We start from the raw sequence: 20,580 nt of genomic DNA, 5'->3' as shown, positions 1-20,580 counted from the left end.
CGCATCCTTCACCTTCCCGCGCCGACGCCCGCACGCCTAGCGCACGAACCGGCCTGACGATTAGGCCGGTTAAGCCGAAAAGTGATTCTAAAATACGAGGGTATGCCCTAGCCGATTTTCATCAGGATCGGGAAGGTCGTCTGGAACCAGATGGCGACGGAACTGATGAAGCCGAAGAGAAAAGCCAGGCCCGCCAGCACCAGAAGGCCGCCCATCAGCTTTTCGATCAGACCGAGATGGCGACGGAAGCGGAAGAGGAAGCGCATGAAAGAGCCGGAAAACGCAGCCGCGATCCAGAACGGCACGGCAAGGCCCAGTGAATAGATCGCCAGCAGCATTGCGCCGTCGGACACGGTGTCACGTGCGGCAGCAACGCCGAGGATCGTGCCGAGTACCGGGCCGATGCAGGGCGTCCAGCCGAAGGCAAAGGCAAGACCCATAATGTAGGCGCCCGAGAGCGTCGCCGGCTTGCCGCCGCCCTGGAATCGCGCTTCCCGCGCGAGCAGCCCGACCTTGAACACGCCAAGGAAATGCAGGCCCATGATGATGATGATCACGCCGCCGACGCGCGACAGCAGGTCCATATGCTGCCGAAGCAGCATGCCGATCGACGAGGCCCCCGCCCCGAGCGCCACGAAGACGGTGGCAAAACCGAGCGTGAACAACAGGGCTGCCGGCAAGACAGCGCGTCGCGTGCTGCCGATGGTCGCCGCATCACCGCTGCGGAACTGATCGACCGAGACGCCCGCCATATAGCAGAGATAGGGCGGTACGAGCGGCAGAACGCAGGGAGAAAGGAACGAAAGGGCGCCGGCAAGGACGGCGGTCCAGATGGAAATATCGGCGATCGACAACGGCAAGAACTCCGGCACGCGGCATTTGGGCCATTCCTTAGCCGCAGGATCATGATGATACCAATCACCTTTTGGCGATCATTGCGCCATGCACCGTTTCTTCACAAAACCCGCAATTTTTCGGTTGACCGGGGGGAAACACGCGTGCATATGTCCGGCCACTTCCGCCGGGCTTCACCGCCGCGGCCAGGGAGCGCGTAGCTCAGCCGGTAGAGCAACTGACTTTTAATCAGTAGGTCCAGGGTTCGAATCCCTGCGCGCTCACCACGCAAACCCCATTGAAATCAATTGCTTGCTGGTGCCCTAGGACATCAAATGCATCGTGATGCGAGCCCATTCTCTACATTTTTTGGAGCGAACTGCGCCGTATCTTCGCTTGTTGCATTCCGTGCTATCGACAATTCGAAGCGTTGAGTAGATGCTGAGGCTCACGCTGAGGATGCAAGGCGGTGAACTGCCCAGTTTGGTATCGAGCAAAGGGGTGAAGGCATGAGAAAGCTTGTCATTGCGGTTTTGATGATTGGTACGCTTGCTTCCTGCACGCAGACCGAGAAAGGCACGGCGATCGGCGCCGGCACCGGTGCGATCATTGGTGGCGCGGTCAGCGACAGTTGGGGCGGCGCGGCAATCGGTGCGGTCGCCGGTGGCGTTATCGGCAACCTGATCGGACGCTCCCAGGAGCGCCAGGGCTATTGCATCTATCGCGACCGCTATGGCCGCCGCTACGAAGCCCGCTGCCGGTAACAGCAAGACCATTCGCCAAGGTGACAGGCGCATCCCCGGTCCAAACCTTCGCGGAGGCCGGTGAATGCGCCTGTGTGCCCGGCTGAAGCTGCGAGCAATATCGTCGAGGCCGAACATGGCAGGACGTCCTCAAGCAAGCGTGTTACACTTCAGACATGACTGACGAAGAACAGAACTACGAGTTTTCGGAATTTTCCGGCCAATTCAGTGACGATGGCGTCGTCGTGGAATTGCGGATCTACCGGGAGGCCGGCACGAATCGCGACTGGACCCTCGAGGTCATCGACGAAGAGGGCTTCTCTACGACATGGGAGGAGCCCTTCCCGACCGACAGGGAAGCTTTCGAGGAGTTTATCGCCACGGTCCAGCGCGACGGCATCCAAGCCTTTACCGACGAGCCGCCACAAACGGTTCACTAGGGCATAATGACCCCGCGACTGCGCCCGGCCGGATTCGGCCCGGCGACGCCGGGCGTGCGGAACGACGTCGCACTCCATGCATGATGGGGACGCATCAGCGGGTGCTGTCTGCGCGGTTGCCTCAAAACACGCGAACAATCCGGATCGGCGATGCCGTGAGCAATTCGCGGGCCCCTCACCCCGGCCTTCCCAATAGTCGCGTGCCTGACGGCGCTGCCTATGCTTCCGCTCCTCTGCGGGCCAGTCGCATCTTCAGCGGGCTCATTCCATACTCGCGGCTATAGGCGCGCGAAAATGCAGACAGGCTGTCGAAACCGCATCGAAGGGCAATCTCGCGGATCGGGCTAGCGGAGTCGCGCACCAGCCGATGGGCGAACTGAAGACGCAGGCGTAGGTAATAGGCGCCGGGACTCGTCGATAGTCCGCGCGCAAACAGCAACTCCAGCTTGCGCTGCGAGATCGACAGCCGCTTCGTCAACGCGGCGATCGTCAAGGGACGCTCCAGCGTGCGTTCCATCAGGCGGATGGCCTCGGCGAGCTTCGGGTCGCGCGTCTCGATCCTCCCGAGCGAAACATAGGGCTGCACGTCGGCTGCACTATGCGTCTGGTCGTAGACGAAGATGCTGGCGACATCGAGCGCCAGTGCAGACCCCAGCCGCTGGGTGATCCAGTGCAGCATCATGTCGAAGGTCGGCGAAGCGCCGCCCGAGGTCCAGAACTTGCCGTCGATGACGAACCGGTCGCCAAGCACCGTCAACTCCGGAAAGGCCTGGCTGAAATCCTCAAGCTCCTCCCAATGCGCTGTCGCCTTGCGGCCATTGAGCAGACCGCTGCGGCCGAGCAACCAGCAGCCCGATTCGATGCCGGCGACGATATCGAAATGGCGCGAGCACTCCTGCAATGCACCGATGAATTTCTTGCCGGCGTGACGATCAAGGTTGAAGCCGCCGATCACCAGCAGCGCGTCGCCGGCAAGCGGCGGGCGAAGCGTGCCCTCGACCGCAATCGGCACGCCGCAGGTCAGGACCACCGGCTTGCCATCGGCCGAGAGCAGCCGCCAACGAAACACCTCGCGCCCCGAGATACGGTTTGCGGCGCGCATCGGGTCCAGCACGGAGGCAAGCGACATGATCGACGACTCCGGCAGGATAACGACGGAAACTTCGATCACAGATTGTAGACGTCCATCGGAAGGCATGCGGGAAATGTCAAATTTCAAGCGGGAAATGTCAATTCCAATGCTGCCTTTCGGGCATTATCAGACCGTATCGATCTCCCTACGCGCGGCGCTGCAGCCCCGCGCAGAGACGTTCCCCTTTCCGCCTTTTGCCGGAACGGGCCGGTCGGAAACCATCCGCCGGCCCGTTTTTTTATGAAGCGATTTCAGCGCACGGGCATTTACACTTCCGATGGTCAGCGACACGGTTGCGCTCCATCTGCTCTGCAACGATCCGCCCCCCGATCACGGAAGAGTCGAATCCAGGAGAACGATGCCCGGCGCCAGATGATCCGGAAATTCCGGTCCTACCTGCAAGGAAAGCGCTCGTATCTCTACGCACTGACGATCCATCGTCCGGGCCGCATGTTCACCAAGGGCCACAGGCTCTTGTTCAAGCCTGTTACCGCGCTTCTTTCCTGCTTCCGGAAACGAGCGTAGCTTTCCTCTAGTGGTGCGGCGCGAATCGCCGGACTTATCCGCCGCGTGGTGGCGTACTAGAGATCTGCCGCTCATGGCGGACGAACAGATCTACCGGGAGACAATGGGCCAGCGACGGCGCCGTTTCGCGGATGGAGAGATCACCTGGCCGACGAATTCTGCTATCGGCAAAGGGAAGCTGTAATCGAGCTTCTTTCAAGCCCCAAAACAGCTGCTAAGTTCTTGAAATTATTGGCGACCCCTGCAGGATTCGAACCTGCGACAACCTGCTTAGAAGGCAGGTGCTCTATCCAACTGAGCTAAGGGGCCGTCCCGGGCTGTGCCCGTCGAATGCGGCTGAAGGACCTTAGTGGGTCCAGGGCTGCATCCGGTTGAAACGGAAGTTGTCCGGATAGGACACGCTCTTGCGGGTCGCTTCCTTCGGCGCGATGACGCGGTATTCGATGCCGTTTCGCTCGGCGTATGCGATCGCCTGCTCGGCGTTTTCGAAGGTCAGCCGCAGCTGCTGCTTCATGTCGCCGGAGCTTGTGTAGCCCATGATCGGGTCGATGGTGCGCGGCTTTTCCTGATCGAACTCCAGCACCCACAGATTCGTCTTGGCCTTGCCAGACTGCATGGCGGTCTTTGCTGGACGATAGATCTTTGCGGACATGGTTTCGAACGGCTCCATACTTTCGCTGGCAACATTCACGGGCGCCAGCATTCCGTCTTCCCATAACGCAGAATGATTTAAAACGGAATGACTTTTGGCCGGATAAATTTGGCTTTCAGTCGGAGATGAGCGAACTTGTGGGTTTGTCCCAGTCTAAGATGAGGCATTGGGAAATTTTGCTGTTGCAGCCCTGCTGCGAAGCGTGTATCTCCGGCGCCGTTGGCACGGAGTGTAGCGCAGTCTGGTAGCGCATCTGGTTTGGGACCAGAGGGTCGGGAGTTCGAATCTCTCCACTCCGACCATTCATTGAGGCGGAAGCGTCATTCTCCTTTTTTTTCAATCTGTTCGTGATCGCAGATCTGCAGGCTAACATCGCCGTAGATCACCCGATTGCGTTGGCAAACGATCGAATCGTCCCGAGTTGGGACAAGAATGCCTATTTGTCATACGAATTTAGGAATCGCTAAATCCATTGTGGATAGAGCGAACCGGCGCGCTTTCGTGCCCTGCGCGCCCCCAAGCCCGCCCGAGCGATCCAATGACTGCCCAACTCGACCTTGCCACCGTTCTGTTGCTTCACAAGTCGTCTTTCCTGATCGGCGCCTTCTGCTTCCTCTATGCGCGCTGGCAATCGCCGCGGGACGAAGGGCTTGGTATCCTGGCGAGCGGCTTCCTCTTCCTGGCGCTCGCCTCGACGCTCGCGGGCTATGGCGAGCAAAAGCTGTTGCCGCCCACTCTGTGGAGGCTTTCCAGCTTCACGCTCGGGATCGGCGGATATGCCCTGTTCTGGATCGGCGTGCGCCGCCTCAGCGGCGGCCGGCGCCGTCTGGCGGACTGGCTGGCGCTACTTGTGCCGCTTGCCGGCGCGCTCGTCGGTCTCGCCACGGATTTCCATGTCGTCAACGTCGTCAGGGCCAGCGTTTTCAACGCCGCCGCCTTTCTTTTCCTCGCGGCTTCGGCTGTCGCCGTCATCGCCGATCGCTCGAAGGAGCCGCTGCCGGCGCGCGCCATGCTGGCGGCCGCCATGGCCGTCGGGGCCGGCCTTTGCCTCGCGGTGGTCATTGGCCTCCTCAAGCCCGGCATCGTGCCGATCACCACGACCTACGCCTTCTTTCTCTCGATCATCTGCCACTTCGCCATCGCGCTCTTCGCCCTCGTGCTCGTCAAGGAGCGGGCGGAAGCAGAGCTTCGCCGGTCTGCCGATACAGATGCGCTGACCGGCGTCGGCAACCGGCGCTGGTTCCTGGCGCAACTGCCTCAGGCGAGCTGGCAGGGCGATTGCCTCCTCGTCATGGACCTGGACCATTTCAAGCGTATCAACGACCGCTACGGTCATCATACGGGTGATCAGGTGCTCGTCGCCTTCGCCGATCTGGTCAGGAAGAACCTGCGCAGGGGCGACGACTTCGCGCGTCTCGGAGGCGAGGAATTCGGGCTCTATCTCCCGCTGACAAGCGAGACACAGGCGTTTGCAATCGCCGAGACGCTGCGCCGCGCCGTGGAAGAGCTGCGGGTCGTGAGCAACGGGCAAAGCGTAGCTGTCAGCATCAGCATCGGGCTTGCCACCGCCAGCGGCGCGGAGCGTTCCTGGGAGGAATTGTTCAATAGGGCAGATGCCGCGCTCTACGCGGCCAAACGAGGCGGGCGTAACCGTGTCGCGTCCGATGCGGAGCTTGCCGATTCGAAGCCGCTTGCGGCGAGCCTTCACCGCGCCGGCTAATCAGGCGATGCTTCGCCGCAGACCACCTTCAAAAAAGAGAAGCGGATCCAAGCATTTCCGATCCGCTTCAGATTGGAGGTGTAAGGCGTATTTTACCGCAATGCGCCGAATTCGCTTGTGGCCAAATTTCGCCTAGCGCGCCATCGCACGCCACCTTGACGCGAGCCTGTGGCATCGTTGCACTTTTCGCCATCCGCCCAAGCGTGTAGGACGTTCAAGCAGCCATTATTGCGCTGGCTCTCCTGGAGTTTCGCTTTGCCTTTGTAAAATCCGGTCTCGCTAGTTTCACCCCGTACGCCCGATAGCACTCCAGCTGTCGGATAGAATTTTCATGCGTTCGTTGAGGTGGCGGTTCGAGACCGGAATGGCATTGCCGATCTCAAGCCCGACGTAACTTCGTCAGGCGGAACCATCACGTCCAACAGCTGCCAGGCCGCGTCCCCGGAACGGGTACTCAAACCGTCGTCTCGATGGACTTCCAATTGGAAGAACCAGACGACATGTCTCATACATTGACGGTCCAGTGGACCATCGAACCCCAATCCGCCCCCCGCCCCTGGCTTGCCTGCAGCCGCTGCGGCGGCCACCGCCCCTTCGTATGCAGCGGCAAGACACGGTTGAACGCCAACGGGCGGCGGCTCGACGCCTGGCTGATCTATCGTTGCGCCGTCTGCGAAGACACCTGGAACCGCCCGATCTTCGAGCGGCGGAATGTCGCCAGCGTCGCCCCGGATGCGCTCGCAGCGCTTCAAAGCAACGATCCTGTCTGGGTCCGCCAGGCGGCGTTCGACATCGAAGGTCTTCGCCAATGCACGGACCGGATCGAGGATTTGGCCGATTCTAACGTGGAACGGCACGTATTGGGTGGGAGTGCGGGTTGCGCACGGCTTGAGATTGTCCTTGTCGTGCGCCAGGCAAGCAGCCTGCGCGTCGACCGCCTGCTATCGGCGGAACTCGCGCTTTCACGCGCCAGACTGAGCAAGCTCGAAACCAAAGGGCGACTCACGCTTCTGCCCGAGTCGCGGAAGGCCCTGCAACGCCCGATCAGAGACGGCAGCCGCATCGTCCTCGATCTTACGGCGGAAGATGACCGGGCCGAGATTGCCCGGCGTGCCCGCGGCGGCCCGTAGTTGAAAGGATACCGCGGAGCGTCCGGCAGCATGCCGGCGCGCTCCGCGATGCCAATGGTTGCTGGTCAGAACTTTACGCCGACACCAACGGTGAACTGGTGCTGGTCGAGATCGACATTGACGCCGCCGAAGTCCTTGTCGCCGTAGTCGTTGTAGCGGTACTCGGCGCGGCCGAAGACGCTGTCGGTGAACGAATAGTCGACACCGGCACCGATCGTCCAACCGTTGAAGGTTTCCTTTTCCTTCGATGCGCCGGGCACATCGACGAAGCCGCGGGTCACCGCCCAGCCGCCGGCGCCATAGAGCAGCGCCTTGTCATTCAGCAGGTAGCCGACCCGGCCGCGTATTGCGCCGGAAACGTCGGTACCAACTTCGGTCGAGGTTCCGCCGACGTCGAACGTCTTGTCGTTCCAATTGTAGTTGACGTCACCCTCGATGCCGTAAACCCAGTCGCCCTGCTGAAAGTTGAAACCGGCAAAGGCGCCGAGCAATCCGCCATTGAAGTCTTCTGAAGCGCTGCTGCCGGGCGCACTGAAATCGCCATTGAGCCACCCGCCGCCGCCCTGGAGGCCGACATAACCGCCGGTCCAGACGAATCCTGGAGATGGCTGCGCGACCGGTGCCGGCGGCTGGCTCAGATCGGCTGCCAAGTCCGCTGCCATCGCTGTTTGCGCAACGGCGCAGGCCGCTATGATTGCAACAAGCACACTCCGGATCATCACGGATGCCTCCTGTTGTCGCCAGAAGAATATTAGCAAGTCGTTAACGCGCAGTCTGCCCGAAAGGCTCCATGAGCTCAACCATGAAACCCGTGGGGTTCAGACACATAATTTAGGAAATGATCGGGCAAGGACAAGGCCGACCGCGAACTGGCCCCGACGTCTACGGCTTCGAAGACGGCATGCGGGCACCTTCCAGCCGGTCTCCGGGCCGGATATTCAGCCGCTTGACCGCGCCGGCATTGAGCTCAAGCACGAAAGCCACCGGTTCTCTCGAATCAATGATCGCTTCCGAAAAAGGCACGGCGCCTTCATGGATCGTGCGCACAACGCCCTTGTTGTCGATAAACAGCATATCGAGCGACAAATGGGTGTTCTTCATCCACATCATCACGCGGCGTGTCTCGCCAAAATCGAACAGCATGCCGTGATCCGGCGCCATGGAGGTACGAAACATCAGGCCCTGCTCACGCTGGGCCGGATCGAGGGCCAGTTCGACCGTCAGTTCGTGCACAGCCTTGTCCGCGGTGACCAGGCGCATCTTGTCCGTTGTGAACTGAACGTCGGCGAAAGACGATACCGTCAGGGCAAGCAACAAAAAAAGCGCCAGGAAGGCGCTTTTTCCGACAAGGTTTCGAGCCGCGACCATCAGTGCGCCCGGCTCGTCGGCGACGGTCCATCCGGATGTATCTCAGCGGCCATCAGGCCCTTTTCGCCATCGCCGAACCGGACGAGCACCACCTGGCCTGGCCGCAGTTCCGTCAGGCCGAAACGCCTGAGCGTTTCCATATGGACGAAGATATCTTCGGTTCCCTCGCCGCGGGTCAGGAAGCCGAAGCCCTTGGTGCGGTTAAACCACTTGACGAGAACGCGCTCAAGGCCGCTGGTCGGCGTTACCTGCACGTGGGTTCGGACCGGCGGCAGCTGCGACGGATGCACCGCCGTGGACTGGTCCATCGATAGGATACGGAACGCCTGGTAACCGCGGTCCCGCTTCTGGATGAGAGCAACGACCCGCGCACCCTCAAGAACCGTCTGGTAGCCGTCGCGGCGCAGGCAGGTCACGTGCACTAGCACATCCTGCATGCCGTTGTCGGGAACGATGAAGCCGAAGCCCTTGGCGACGTCGAACCACTTGATCACGCCGGTGATTTCGATGAGGTCGAGAGCGTCGCTGCCAAAGTCGTCACCATGCATGACGTCTTTTGAAGATGTCCTATCCGCCATTCTCTCCCAGCCCCTCGTTTACGCGCGACTACCGATACGGTTAACTGATTCTTATTGACCAGAATAACATCGTCCCGCCGCGGATACGCAAGACCCTCGGCATATTTTGGCCGAGAACTAATATGGGGACGCAGCCTTGCCTCTGGCTTGCTGACGGACCAGTATACGCCATCTTCTGCAAAACAGGGACATTGCAATGCGCTATCTGCACACGATGGTTCGCGTCAAGAATCTGGACGAGGCCTTGAACTTCTACGGCAAGATTTTCGGCCTGACGGAGATCCGCCGCTACGAAAATGAAAAGGGCCGGTTCACGCTGGTGTTTCTGGCCGCTCTCGGCGACATCGATCGCGCCCGCGGCGAACTCTCTCCCTGCCTCGAGCTCACCTACAACTGGGATACGGAAGATTATACGGGCGGGCGTAACTTCGGGCACCTCGCCTACGAAGTCGACGACATCTACGGTTTCTGCCAGCATCTGATGGAGAACGGCGTGACCATCAACCGGCCGCCGCGCGACGGCCACATGGCGTTCGTGCGCTCTCCCGACGGCATTTCGATCGAGATCCTGCAGAAAGGCGAAAACCGGCCGCCGCAGGAACCTTGGGCGTCGATGGCCAATACGGGCGTCTGGTAAGCTCCGCACAATTCTCGCGAACGAAGATGGCCCCGTGCTGTCGGTGAAATCCGGCGGGCACGGCCGAGCCGTCGATCAGCAGCAGCTATGAATGATCCAGGGCCCGGTCTATCCGGGCCTTTGCATGTTGGAAACATGCGGGCTCAAGGTTAGCGCCGGTTTACAAATCGCGTATCGTTGAGTACTTTTTCGCGCGAAACGTTGATGCCGGGTCCTATCCGCGATATCTCGTGGCGGCGACCCCCTTTTGTACTTGGCCTGATCTTTTCCCGTGGCGCTCATTCCGATCGCCGCGAGAAGCATGAGTTTGTTTGTTCTGAGCGATGTTTCGGAACTGAGACTTAATGCATGACAAGGCGAGGCTTCGTCGGTCATGCACGGAGAGCGGGGATAGGACGTTGCAACATCCGGACACGAAGGGCGCGGTGCTCGTCACCATTGCGCGGGCGGCAGCCTTATCCGTATCGCTGCTGGCCTTGAGCGGCTGCATGTCGGCGGTCGGGGAAAACGATGCCGCGACCGCGCTGAAGGCCGAGGGGCAGGCAGCCCCTGTGCAAACCGCCGAATCGGAGGCCACAGTCCAGGATGGACAGGTGGTCGCGCTCGGCAGCAATCCGCAGGCGCAACAGGCAGCCGGCAATGCCACAGTTCCCCACGACGGCGGACAGCCGCAATCGCTGACGATGCAGGGCACCGGCCTGCGCGCCGCCTCCTCAAGCATCTATGGCCAGGCGCCTGCCGCACAGGCAACGACGACCGTCCAGCCGCAGACGACGGGAACTGTTCCGCTCCCCGCCGGCCAGCCCGGCATGAACGCAACCAACAACAGTCTTTTCAGCGGCACCCAGCGACAGCCGCTGCCGGTAATAGCGCCGCAGCAGGGGGCCGCCAACACGGCCACCGACGTCGTGACGGACGCCGCTGTCGCCGCCTATGCTCCCTCTCCCGCGCAGGACGCCACCCTTCCTGTTGCCGTTCCGGTGCCGCTGAGCGCCGAGGCTGCCGCCAACGGCCAGACCTCGTCAACGCCACAGGCGGTGGCCAATGCCGACGCCACACCAGCAGCGACCGAGGTCGCCGCCGCGCAGCAGGCAGCACCAGAAGCCACGCCGGCAGACGATAACAAGGACACGTCCAAAACCTGGACGCTCGCGGCCCTTTTTGCCGGCAAGCGCAAGGAGAAGCCGCAGCAGGCGGCACTTCGCTCCGCTCCGCCGGCGGAAAAGAAGACGATTACCACCAGCAACGCGAGCCAGCCGCAAACGGCCTCCCTCGCCTACACGCTTCCGGGCGTCAAACTGAACTCGCTCTACAACTACGAGCACGAAGAGCACCTCGGCGATGACGACGACGGCGCACCGGTTCAGGTCGCCTCGCTCTCGGGGCTCGCTCGACTGGCGCCGAGCGGGCTCATTCTGCAGACCGAGAAAGTCGATGCCGGCTGTTTCAAGCCCGAGCTCATGCAGATGCTGAAGAAGGTGGAAACGCATTACGGCAAGCAGGTCATGGTGACCTCGGGCCTCAGGCCGATCAAGGTCAACCGCGCCAAGCAATCGCTGCATACACGCTGCGAGGCGGCTGACATTCAGGTTCAGGGCGTCAGCAAGTGGGATCTCGCCGAATTCCTGCGCAGCGTCCCCGGCCGCGGCGGCGTCGGCACCTATTGCCACACGGAGTCGGTCCATATCGATATCGGCGCACAGCGGGACTGGAACTGGCGCTGCCGGCGCGCCAAGGGCTGAAGGCAAGCATTTGTTTCCATGGAGGATTCGACGAGAACCCTCCATTGTTTCCGGCCTGTGGAATTTTTACAGAAATATGAAAATTGCCGCTTGCGGTTCTGAAATCCTCTGGCTATAAGGCGCCCACACAGCGAGTGCGCCCTTCGTCTATCGGTTAGGACACCAGATTTTCATTCTGGGAAGAGGGGTTCGACTCCCCTAGGGCGTGCCACTGTGTTGATCTCCTTCTCCCGAAAAATCGACGTTTTCAGCATCTGAAGCAGCAACTCGCTGCGTCGCACGCATTTCCGATTCCTGCTCTTCGGCCGCCGAATTTTTCTCACCGATTTTAACAGGGAAAGCACAAAAAAACTGAGATTGGCGCTTGCGGTATCCAGAGTCGCTGGCTATAAGGCGCCCACACAGCGAGTGCGCCCTTCGTCTATCGGTTAGGACACCAGATTTTCATTCTGGGAAGAGGGGTTCGACTCCCCTAGGGCGTGCCACTGTGTTGATCTCTTCCCCAAATGAAAATCGATTTTCTGTTGTTGGAACAGCGATTTACCGCGCGTTTCGACACCTAAATTTCCGCCTCGTGCCGCCATGAATCTTTCCTGGTATTTTGAACAGGAAAATCACAACATTCCTGAGATTGGCGCTTGCTCTATTCAGAGTCGCTGGCTATAAGGCGCCCACACAGCAAGTGCGCCCTTCGTCTATCGGTTAGGACACCAGATTTTCATTCTGGGAAGAGGGGTTCGACTCCCCTAGGGCGTGCCACTGTGTTGATCTTCTCCCCGACATTCCAAGCTTTATCAACACCGCCAGTTTGGGCGCGTGACCGAACGGTCCCGTTTCAAGCGCCCTACCCGGCGTCAGAGAAAGCCTATCGTCGATTTCGCGGAAAAGGCTTAGTATGCGGCATGCGCCGCAATTGTCAGCGCGAAGCGAGCCTAAAGGCGCCCATCGTCTAGCGGTCAGGACGCCGCCCTCTCACGGCGGTAACACGGGTTCGAGTCCCGTTGGGCGTGCCAAGGCCGGCTCGGAAAATTCTCCCGACGGCGGCGAACGCGTGGACGGCTACGCTTGCACCTAGTCCCTCGTGCCATTTGACCGGCAACCGCGGATTTGTAAGGTCCTGCAGCGCCCTAGCCACCCCGAGTCGGTCACAAGTAGGCGACGGCACCAACAATCTTTCGAAACAGGGGAATATTTTTGTTTCGCGTCATTGCTGCGGGGCTCGCCGCAATCATAATTTCGCCTATCCCGGATCGCCTGCGGCCGCTCGTTCCAACGTGATTTCTGGCGCGCAGCCACTGACGCCTGCAGACTTGGTACCGAGTCCGGTATTCAAACTGGGGGTGCCTATCGAAGAGCTGGAAGCTTTGCTTGCGCGGGATTTCAAAGGCTGGAAACGCTCCGAAACGACGCGAAGACTGAACAATCGCAAAGACCCGAAGCTCCCAGCTTCTGCCAAAGCACCCTATCTGCAGCGAATACACATTACCCGACCGGACCAACAACAAGGTCTTCGTCGAACCTACTCGCTCACACTGAATTCACCACTCAGCGGCAGTCGCCTCTACTCCGTGGTTTACAATGTTGAAGCCTTGCGACCGTTCAATGATCTCGGATCTTTGAGCGCTGTGGTTCAGTACCTAAGTGCCATGTGGGGCAGCGCCCATCGCGGCTCGCACAAGGGAGAGTTCGCACGCCTCAGCTATCTCTTTGATCGACAAGGAGAACTTGTTCGCGACGGCGGTGCAAGTTGCGCCCCCCTTTATCCTACCCTTGTCAGGCTGGACGAAAAGACGCCCGACGAGGTCGAAAGAGTTATCGCGATGATCGACTCAACGAACTGTGGCGCAACAAGAGCGTGCATTTTCGCCTGCAAGCCGATGGCGACACCATCGTCGAAACGACGTTCTTCAACACCATCCTCGCTGTGAATCCTCGAGATGTTTTGAAGCGTGTGCGGTACGGTCAGCCATAACACGGCCCAGCGAAATATCTGTCAGCACACTTCGCGACGGGTGCTACAGCGCCTTTGCCGCGTCCGTGACGCGCAGCTGTACCCGTCGCTGGCCCTGCCACAGATCGGCGGACACCGATCCCGCGACGTGGATGGATGTTCCGCGGCTCGACAGCAGGAAGTCGCCGAGCGGTGTCTCGGTCGCCCGGAAAGCAATACCGTCAAGGCGGCTGCCGTCCTGCCCCTCCAGCGTCACCTTGACGTGGTTGGCGCCGACCTGCCTGCTGTCGCGCAAGCGATGCTGCGGGAAGGCGAAGACCGGCTGCGGGTGGGCCGAGCCGTAGGGGCCGGCCTGCTCCAGGAGATCGATGAGTTCCAGGGTCGCGCCGGAGGCTGCAAGCGCGCCGTCGACCTTGAGCGTCTGAATGGCGACGAGTTCGCGCACCGCCGCTTCCGCACGTCCCTCGAAAAACTGCCTGAGCTTGCCGAGTTTCGCGCGCTCGACGGTGAGACCGGCAGCCATGGCATGGCCACCGCCCTTTACCAGCAGGCCACCATCGACGGCGGCCCGAACCATCTTGCCCATGTCGAAGCCGTTGATCGAGCGGCCGGAGCCGGTGCCGCGGCCGTTCGGGTCGAAGGCGATGGCAAAAGTCGGTCGGCGGAATTTTTCCTTGATGCGGGCGGCGAGCAGTCCGACGATGCCCGGGTGCCAGTTTTCGCGCGCGGTAACGATCACCGAAGCGCCCTCGCCCGTGCCGTATTCGGCCAGAACCTCAGCCTCCGCCTCGGCCAGCATGATGGCTTCCATCGCCTGCCGCTCGCGATTGAGCTCATCGAGCTGCGCGGCGATCTTCTCTGCCTCGGCCGCATCCTCCATCGCCAGCAGGCGGCTGCCGAGCGCAGCATCGCCAATGCGTCCGCCGGCATTGATTCTCGGGCCGACGAGAAAGCCCAGGTGATAGGGCGTGACCGGGCCGCCGATCGCAGCTTTCCGCAGCAGTGCCGAAAGCCCGACATTGCCCATGTGACGCGCCGCGATCAGTCCCTTGACGACATAGGCGCGGTTGAGCCCTTTGAGCGGCACCACGTCACAGACCGTCGCCAGAGCCACCAGATCGAGCTGGGACAGCAGGTCGAACGAAGAAACGCGGCTGTCGCCGGCGTTGCGCAAAACGCGCAAGGTATTGACGAGAACCAGATAAACGACACCGGCAGCACAAAGATGCCCCTGCCCCGAAAGATCGTCCTCCCGATTGGGATTGACGAGCGCATGGCAGGGCGGCAGCGCCGAGCCGACCTGATGGTGGTCGATGACGACGACATCGACGCCGCGTTTATCGGCAACGGCGAGCGCCTCATGGCTGGTCGAGCCGCAGTCGACGGTGACGATGAGATCGGCGCCCTTGTCGATCAGCTGCTCGATTGCCGTCGGGTTCGGGCCATAGCCCTCGAAGATCCGATCGGGAATGTAGATTTCCGCGTCGACGCCGAAATGGCGCAGGAAACGCGCCATCAAAGCCGAAGACGCGGCACCGTCGACGTCATAGTCACCGAAGATCACCGTCTTTTCACGGCGCTTGATGGCGGCCGCCAGACGCTCTGCAGCCTTGCGGCAATCGGTAAGCGTGTCCGGGTCCGGCATAAGCGAGCGAAGCGTCGGATCAAGGAAGCTTGCGGCATCGTCGAGCACGACGCCTCGGCCGGCAAGGACGCGACCGAGCAGGTCGGAGTAGCCATGGACCTGACTGATGGCGAGCGCCCGGTTCTGGCCCGCCTGGTCGAGACGCGACACCCATCGCTGGCCGCTGATCGACTGCTCGACATTCAGAAAGGCCCGCTGTACCGGATCCACCAATTCTTCCATGCTCGTCCATCCGCTTGGCGCTTCATTCCTCTTAGCGCATAACCCTGGAAATCGTGACCGTTTTTGGAACGGCATACACAGAGATCCACGTTTCGTAGGGGGTTGGGCCGCCGCAGGCGCCCAATTCCCAAAAAAGAAGCCTCGCCGGCTTGCTTGCGCGGCGAGGCTTCTAATTTGTTGGCCACAAACGGCACTGCGCACCGTCATGCCGAACGGCCCGAGGTCCTTCGCCGTCAGTTTGCCTTCGGGCGTTCGATGCGAATGACCTGCGGCTCGCCGACGAGGTAGCCCTCGCCCTTGATCGCCTTGATCGCATCGCGAACGGAGTGCTCCGATGTCGCGTGCGTGACCAAGATGATCGTCTGCGGCTCGCCCGTGTCCATCAGATGCTTGGAATGCTGCATGATCGATTCCAGCGAGATGCCGTTGTCGGCCATGCGGGTCGCGATGCTGGCGAAGACGCCGGTGCGGTCAACGACCTTCAGGCGGATGAAGTAGCCGCCCTCGTGGCTCTGGATCTGCGCGCGCTTATAGGGCAGCAGCGCATTGGTCGGACGGCCGAAGGCCGGAACGTGCTGGGCGCCCGGGCGGCTCTTGGCAATGTCGGCGATATCGCCGAGCACGGCCGACGCCGTCGCGTTGCCGCCGGCACCCGGGCCAACCATCAGGAGCTCGCCGAGAATGTCGGATTCGATCGCAACGGCATTGGTCACGCCATCGACCTGGGCGATGACGGAATCGTAAGGCACCATCGTCGGGTGGACGCGCTGCTCGATGCCGCTTTCGGTGCGCTGGGCGACACCGAGGAGCTTGATGCGGTAACCGAGATCGGCGGCTGCATGAATGTCGTCGATCGAGATATTGGTGATGCCTTCGAGGTAGATGTCGTCGGCAGCGATCGCCGTGCCGAATGCAAGGCTCGTCAGGATCGACAGCTTGTGCGCCGTGTCGTTGCCCTCAATGTCGAAGGCCGGATCGGCTTCGGCATAGCCGAGGCGCTGCGCCTCCTTAAGGCAGGCTTCGAAGGAAAGCTGTTCCTTCTCCATCTTCGTCAGGATGTAGTTGCAGGTGCCGTTCATGATCCCATAAACGCGCGAGATCGTATTGCCGGTCATGGATTCGCGTAGCGCCTTGATGACGGGGATCCCGCCGGCAACAGCCGCTTCGTAGTTGAGCAGCGCGCCCTTCTCCTCGGCGATCTTGGCAAGTTCGATGCCATGGGCAGCCAGCAGCGCCTTGTTGGCGGTCACCACATGAATGCCGCGCTGCAGCGCCGCCTTGACGGCCGAATAGGCCGGATCGCCGGCACCGCCCATCAGTTCGACGAAAACGTCGATATCGGCGTCACGCGCAAGCGAAATGGCATCGTCGAACCAGGCGGTCGTCGAAAGATCGACGCCGCGGTCCCTGTTGCGGTCGCGCGCCGTTACGGCCGTGGTCTCGATTGCCCGTCCGCACGTTGTCGCAAGCATCTCGTGACGATCCTGGAGGATTCGCACGAGCGAGGCACCGACGGTACCCAAGCCCGCAATGCCGATTTTGAGGGCATCTGCCATAGCCATTTCCTAACATGTAGAGGGCGCGCCGCGAGAACAGCGGGGCCAGTGTGGAAGGAGGCGCGCGTCAAGCACGCCTCCCGACTTCTTACCTGTGAGCGTTGAGCGAGATGACGTTGTGCATCGTCTCGTCGGCGGTCGACAGGAACTTCTTGATGTTGCGCGCCGCCTGGCGGATGCGGTGCTCGTTCTCGACGAGAGCGAGGCGCACATAGTCGTCGCCCTGTTCGCCGAAGCCGATGCCCGGAGCGACCGCGACGTCCGCCTTCTCGACGAGGAGCTTCGAGAATTCGAGCGAGCCCAGATGACGGAACTTCTCCGGGATCTTTGCCCAGGCAAACATCGTCGCTGCCGGCGGCGGTACTTCGAAGCCGGCCTTGCCGAAGCTGTCGACCATCACGTCGCGGCGGCGCTTGTAGATGTTGCGCACTTCGGCGATGTCGCTGCCGTCGCCGTTCAGCGCCTGGGTGGCGGCCACCTGGATCGGCGTGAAGGCGCCATAGTCGAGGTAGGATTTCACGCGTGTCAGGGCTGCGATCAGCCGCTCGTTGCCGACGGCAAAGCCCATGCGCCAGCCCGGCATCGAGAAGGTCTTCGACATCGACGTGAACTCGACTGTGCAGTCGATCGCGCCCGGAACTTCCAGCACCGACGGCGGCGGCGCGTCGTTGAAGTAGATTTCCGAATAGGCGAGATCGGACAGCACGATGATGTCGTGCTTTTTCGCAAAGGCGATCACGTCCTTATAGAAGTCGAGCGTCGCGACCTGCGCCGTCGGGTTCGACGGATAGTTGAGGATCAGCGCCAGTGGCTTGGGGATTGAATGGCGAACGGCGCGTTCCAGCGGCCCGAAGAAGGTTTCGTCCGGCTCGACCGAGATCGAGCGGATGACGCCGCCGGCCATCAGGAAGCCGAAGGCGTGGATCGGATAGGTGGGGTTCGGGCACAGAATGACGTCGCCAGGTGCGGTGATCGCCTGCGCCATGTTGGCGAAGCCTTCCTTGGAGCCAAGGGTAGCGACGACCTGGGTATCCGGGTTGAGCTTGACGCCGAAGCGGCGGGCGTAGTAGGCGGCCTGGGCACGACGCAGCCCGGGAATGCCCTTCGACGACGAATAACGATGCGTGCGCGGGTCCTGAACGGCCTCGCAGAGCTTGTCGACAATCGACTGTGGTGTGGGTAGATCCGGATTGCCCATGCCGAGGTCGATGATGTCAGCACCGGCCGCTCGCGCGCTTGCTTTCAAACGGTTGACCTGTTCGAAAACATAGGGCGGCAAACGCCGGACTTTGTGAAACTCTTCCATCTCCAAACCTCGTTTGGCGCACGCTCCCGCCAGCGGCTCAAGCCTTTGCGAAACCGTGCGCTGTGGTGAACGGCCGTCCATGCGGCCATTGAACGCTTTGCGTCCAAATCACCGGAAAGGCAAGCGCTAATTCTGGATCTCTTTCAGCGTGTCGGCGCCGTGCTGTTCGGCCAGCGCGCGCATTTCTTTCAGGCGACGCTGATACTCGGCTTCGGAGATCGCGCCGGACTTGCGTGCAGCGCCGAGAGAGCTCAGGCGCGCCTGCATGCTTGCCGCTTCATCGTTGGTCATCTGCGACGTTGCGGCCGGCTTCTGGCCGTAAACCGACGGATAGTTCTCGAAGTTGGTCCCCTGGCTGTTGCAGCCTGCAAGCGTGCCTAGCAGAACGATCCCGGCAACCCAGGTGATGGAACGCTGTTTTCCGACGGCAAGCATACTGGAGACGACCTCTATTTTGATGGCGCGACGATGCGCTAGCCCTTGTAATCATTTTCGGGCAGAATGTAAAAATACAAAACAAACAAGATGCTGTGGAGGACGCCGGGTGACAGCAGAGAGGAATGCGGAAGGCAAGGACGGCTACGCAGGCTTCGATCCCAAATCCGTCGAACCTTATATCGTCAAGGATCCGGAAAGCCTCGCAGTCAACCTCGCCCGCGCCATGGAACAGCTTGGCAAAGCGGCTTCCGCCTGGCTGGCGCCGCGGGAATCGGGCCAGAAGTCCGATACCTTCGCTGAACCCGTCACCGACATGGTCAAGACGCTGTCCAAGGTCTCGGAGTACTGGCTTTCCGATCCGCGCCGCACGCTCGAAGCGCAGACTCACCTGATGGGCAGCTTCTTCGAGATCTGGTCGCGCACGCTGCACCGCATGTCCGGCGAAGAGACGGCGGAGCCGGCCGCCCTCCAGCGCAACGACAAGAGATTTACCGACGAGGATTGGGTAAAGAACCCGTTCTTCGACTTCATTCGCCAGGCCTATTTCGTAACGTCGGACTGGGCCGAGCGCATGGTCGAAGACGCCGAGGGGCTCGACGACCACACGAAACACAAGGCTGCTTTCTACGTTCGCCAGGTTTCGAGCGCGCTGTCTCCGACCAACTTCGTCACCACCAATCCGCAGCTCTACCGCGAGACGGTTGCCTCAAGCGGCGCCAATCTGGTCAAAGGCATGCAGATGTTTGCCGAGGACATCGCCGCCGGCCGCGGCGACCTCAAGCTCCGACAGACGGACACCAGCAAGTTTGCAATCGGCGAGAATATCGCGATGACGCCGGGCAAGGTCATTGCCCAGAGCGACGTCTGCCAGGTGCTGCAATATGAGGCGACGACGGAAACCGTGCTGAAGCGGCCGTTGCTGATCTGCCCGCCCTGGATCAACAAATTCTACGTGCTCGATCTCAACCCGCAGAAATCCTTCATCAAATGGGCGGTCGATCAGGGACACACGGTCTTCGTCATCTCCTGGGTGAACCCGGACGAACGGCACGCGACCAAGGACTGGGAAGCCTATGCCCGCGAAGGCATCGGCTTTGCGCTCGATATCGTCGAGCAGGCCACCGGTGAGCGGGAAGTCAACGCCATCGGCTATTGCGTCGGCGGCACCCTGCTTGCCGCGACGCTCGCATTGCATGCGGCCGAGGGCGACGACCGCATCCGCTCGGCGACACTGTTCACGACGCAGGTCGATTTCACTCACGCTGGCGACCTCAAGGTCTTCGTTGACGAGGACCAGATAAGCCAGATCGAACAGAACATGAGCGTGACCGGCTATCTCGACGGCTCGAAGATGGCTACCGCCTTCAACATGCTGCGCGCCTCGGAGCTGATCTGGCCCTACTTCGTCAACAACTACCTCAAGGGCCAGGAACCCCTGCCCTTCGACCTGCTCTACTGGAACTCCGATTCGACGCGGATGCCGGCCGCCAACCATTCCTTCTATCTGCGCAACTGCTACCTCGATAACAAGCTTTCGAAGGGCGAGATGGTTCTTGCCGGCAAGCAGGTATCGCTCGGCGACGTGAAGATCCCGATCTACAATCTCGCGACCAAGGAAGACCACATCGCCCCGCCGCGCTCTGTATTTCTCGGCAGCGCTTCGTTCGGCGGCAAGGTCACCTATGTTCTCTCGGGTTCGGGCCACATTGCCGGCGTCGTCAATCCGCCGGACAAGGGCAAGTATCAGTTCTGGACCGGAGGCGCGCCCAAGGGTGACTTCGACGATTGGTTCAAGGCCGCCAAGGAAACACCGGGATCCTGGTGGCCGCATTGGCACCAATGGATCGAGAAACTCGACAAGCGACGCGTTGCGCCCCGCAAGCCGGGCGGTCCGCTGAACTCGCTCGAGGAAGCGCCGGGCTCCTACGTACGCGCTCGCGCCTGAATCATTCGCAGGACCT

General features: G+C 61.1%; 19 protein-coding genes and 7 tRNA genes. 15 read left to right on the top strand and 11 right to left on the bottom strand.

Features of this window, described 5'->3' with window-relative positions:
- Positions 1–107 precede the first annotated feature (107 nt).
- A complete protein-coding gene (locus IB262_RS20840; protein WP_112975421.1) occupies positions 108–854 on the bottom strand; it encodes a cytochrome c biogenesis CcdA family protein in 747 nt (248 codons plus the stop codon).
- A gap of 191 nt (positions 855–1,045) precedes the next feature.
- Between IB262_RS20840 and IB262_RS20835 the strand changes: the two genes are divergently transcribed.
- The 3 genes from IB262_RS20835 (at position 1,046) to IB262_RS20825 (ending at position 2,017) form a co-directional block, all read left to right on the top strand.
- A tRNA-Lys gene (locus IB262_RS20835) sits at positions 1,046–1,121 on the top strand.
- A gap of 222 nt (positions 1,122–1,343) precedes the next feature.
- On the top strand, positions 1,344–1,598 hold the full coding sequence (locus IB262_RS20830) for a glycine zipper domain-containing protein (RefSeq protein ID WP_034790944.1): 255 nt from the start codon (positions 1,344–1,346) through the stop codon (positions 1,596–1,598).
- A gap of 155 nt (positions 1,599–1,753) precedes the next feature.
- Positions 1,754–2,017 carry a hypothetical protein gene (locus tag IB262_RS20825; protein WP_043623603.1) on the top strand — a complete coding sequence of 88 codons (264 nt, stop codon included), beginning with the start codon at positions 1,754–1,756 and terminating at the stop codon, positions 2,015–2,017.
- Between the two features lie 217 nt (positions 2,018–2,234).
- On the opposite strand, the gene IB262_RS20820 is transcribed toward IB262_RS20825, so the two are convergent.
- Entirely contained in the window at positions 2,235–3,215 is a 981-nt protein-coding gene (locus IB262_RS20820) for a GlxA family transcriptional regulator (protein ID WP_089044651.1), read from the bottom strand.
- Here IB262_RS20820 and IB262_RS20815 point away from each other — a divergent pair.
- Positions 3,145–3,393: a hypothetical protein gene (locus IB262_RS20815; RefSeq protein ID WP_162728817.1), complete on the top strand. Its 249-nt coding sequence runs from the start codon at positions 3,145–3,147 to the stop codon at positions 3,391–3,393. The two genes, IB262_RS20820 and IB262_RS20815, sit on opposite strands and share 71 nt — an antisense overlap.
- 513 nt (positions 3,394–3,906) lie before the next feature.
- Here IB262_RS20815 and IB262_RS20810 read toward each other — a convergent pair.
- A tRNA-Arg gene (locus tag IB262_RS20810) sits at positions 3,907–3,983 on the bottom strand.
- A gap of 37 nt (positions 3,984–4,020) precedes the next feature.
- Positions 4,021–4,326 carry an ETC complex I subunit gene (locus IB262_RS20805; RefSeq protein WP_034791376.1) on the bottom strand — a complete coding sequence of 102 codons (306 nt, stop codon included), beginning with the start codon at positions 4,324–4,326 and terminating at the stop codon, positions 4,021–4,023.
- 225 nt (positions 4,327–4,551) lie between these two features.
- Between IB262_RS20805 and IB262_RS20800 the strand changes: the two genes are divergently transcribed.
- The 3 genes from IB262_RS20800 (at position 4,552) to IB262_RS20790 (ending at position 7,176) form a co-directional block, all read left to right on the top strand.
- A tRNA-Pro gene (locus IB262_RS20800) sits at positions 4,552–4,628 on the top strand.
- 236 nt (positions 4,629–4,864) lie between these two features.
- The gene (locus tag IB262_RS20795; protein ID WP_112976456.1) at positions 4,865–6,046 is read left to right on the top strand and encodes a GGDEF domain-containing protein; all 1,182 of its coding nucleotides are present in this window, start codon (positions 4,865–4,867) and stop codon (positions 6,044–6,046) included.
- Between the two features lie 500 nt (positions 6,047–6,546).
- On the top strand, positions 6,547–7,176 hold the full coding sequence (locus IB262_RS20790) for a DUF1062 domain-containing protein (protein WP_060582193.1): 630 nt from the start codon (positions 6,547–6,549) through the stop codon (positions 7,174–7,176).
- A gap of 65 nt (positions 7,177–7,241) precedes the next feature.
- Here IB262_RS20790 and IB262_RS20785 read toward each other — a convergent pair whose 3' ends face one another.
- The 3 genes from IB262_RS20785 to IB262_RS20775 form a co-directional block, all read right to left on the bottom strand.
- A complete protein-coding gene (locus IB262_RS20785) occupies positions 7,242–7,895 on the bottom strand; it encodes an outer membrane protein (protein ID WP_112976455.1) in 654 nt (217 codons plus the stop codon).
- 163 nt (positions 7,896–8,058) lie between these two features.
- Positions 8,059–8,544 carry a DUF192 domain-containing protein gene (locus IB262_RS20780; RefSeq protein ID WP_112771585.1) on the bottom strand — a complete coding sequence of 162 codons (486 nt, stop codon included), beginning with the start codon at positions 8,542–8,544 and terminating at the stop codon, positions 8,059–8,061.
- Positions 8,544–9,122 carry a cold-shock protein gene (locus tag IB262_RS20775; RefSeq protein ID WP_034790903.1) on the bottom strand — a complete coding sequence of 193 codons (579 nt, stop codon included), beginning with the start codon at positions 9,120–9,122 and terminating at the stop codon, positions 8,544–8,546. The genes IB262_RS20780 and IB262_RS20775 overlap by 1 nt, the downstream gene beginning before the upstream one ends.
- A gap of 196 nt (positions 9,123–9,318) precedes the next feature.
- Here IB262_RS20775 and IB262_RS20770 point away from each other — a divergent pair, with 196 nt between their 5' ends.
- From IB262_RS20770 to IB262_RS20740, 7 genes are all read left to right on the top strand, one after another.
- On the top strand, positions 9,319–9,759 hold the full coding sequence (locus IB262_RS20770; RefSeq protein WP_112976454.1) for a VOC family protein: 441 nt from the start codon (positions 9,319–9,321) through the stop codon (positions 9,757–9,759).
- Positions 9,760–10,157: 398 nt separating this feature from the next.
- Positions 10,158–11,501, top strand: coding sequence for a YcbK family protein (locus tag IB262_RS20765; protein ID WP_112976453.1), 1,344 nt, complete (start codon positions 10,158–10,160; stop codon positions 11,499–11,501).
- Between the two features lie 136 nt (positions 11,502–11,637).
- Positions 11,638–11,712: transfer RNA gene (locus tag IB262_RS20760), tRNA-Glu, on the top strand.
- Positions 11,713–11,911: 199 nt separating this feature from the next.
- Positions 11,912–11,986, top strand: a tRNA-Glu gene (locus IB262_RS20755).
- Between the two features lie 199 nt (positions 11,987–12,185).
- Positions 12,186–12,260 (top strand) — tRNA-Glu (locus IB262_RS20750).
- A gap of 179 nt (positions 12,261–12,439) precedes the next feature.
- Positions 12,440–12,514: transfer RNA gene (locus IB262_RS20745), tRNA-Glu, on the top strand.
- 327 nt (positions 12,515–12,841) lie between these two features.
- Positions 12,842–13,429 carry a hypothetical protein gene (locus IB262_RS20740; RefSeq protein WP_162728821.1) on the top strand — a complete coding sequence of 196 codons (588 nt, stop codon included), beginning with the start codon at positions 12,842–12,844 and terminating at the stop codon, positions 13,427–13,429.
- An 87-nt stretch (positions 13,430–13,516) separates the two neighbouring features.
- Here IB262_RS20740 and recJ read toward each other — a convergent pair whose 3' ends face one another.
- The 4 genes from recJ to IB262_RS20720 form a co-directional block, all read right to left on the bottom strand.
- The gene (recJ, locus tag IB262_RS20735) at positions 13,517–15,319 is read right to left on the bottom strand and encodes a single-stranded-DNA-specific exonuclease RecJ (RefSeq protein ID WP_112976451.1); all 1,803 of its coding nucleotides are present in this window, start codon (positions 15,317–15,319) and stop codon (positions 13,517–13,519) included.
- Between the two features lie 233 nt (positions 15,320–15,552).
- Entirely contained in the window at positions 15,553–16,875 is a 1,323-nt protein-coding gene (locus IB262_RS20730; RefSeq protein ID WP_089044644.1) for a homoserine dehydrogenase, read from the bottom strand.
- A gap of 88 nt (positions 16,876–16,963) precedes the next feature.
- Complete coding sequence (locus IB262_RS20725) at positions 16,964–18,181, bottom strand: LL-diaminopimelate aminotransferase (protein ID WP_034796568.1); 1,218 nt, start codon at positions 18,179–18,181, stop codon at positions 16,964–16,966.
- 126 nt (positions 18,182–18,307) lie between these two features.
- Complete coding sequence (locus tag IB262_RS20720; RefSeq protein WP_060583200.1) at positions 18,308–18,616, bottom strand: hypothetical protein; 309 nt, start codon at positions 18,614–18,616, stop codon at positions 18,308–18,310.
- A gap of 109 nt (positions 18,617–18,725) precedes the next feature.
- Here IB262_RS20720 and phaC point away from each other — a divergent pair, with 109 nt between their 5' ends.
- A complete protein-coding gene (gene phaC, locus IB262_RS20715; protein WP_060583199.1) occupies positions 18,726–20,564 on the top strand; it encodes a poly(3-hydroxyalkanoate) polymerase subunit PhaC in 1,839 nt (612 codons plus the stop codon).
- Positions 20,565–20,580: the final 16 nt, after the last annotated feature.

It is taken from the genome of Ensifer sp. ENS02 (assembly GCF_014851885.1).
Lineage (GTDB): Bacteria > Pseudomonadota > Alphaproteobacteria > Rhizobiales > Rhizobiaceae > Ensifer > Ensifer adhaerens.
Note: the sequence above shows the minus strand (reverse complement) of the source record. Positions and strands in the feature narration are given on the sequence as shown.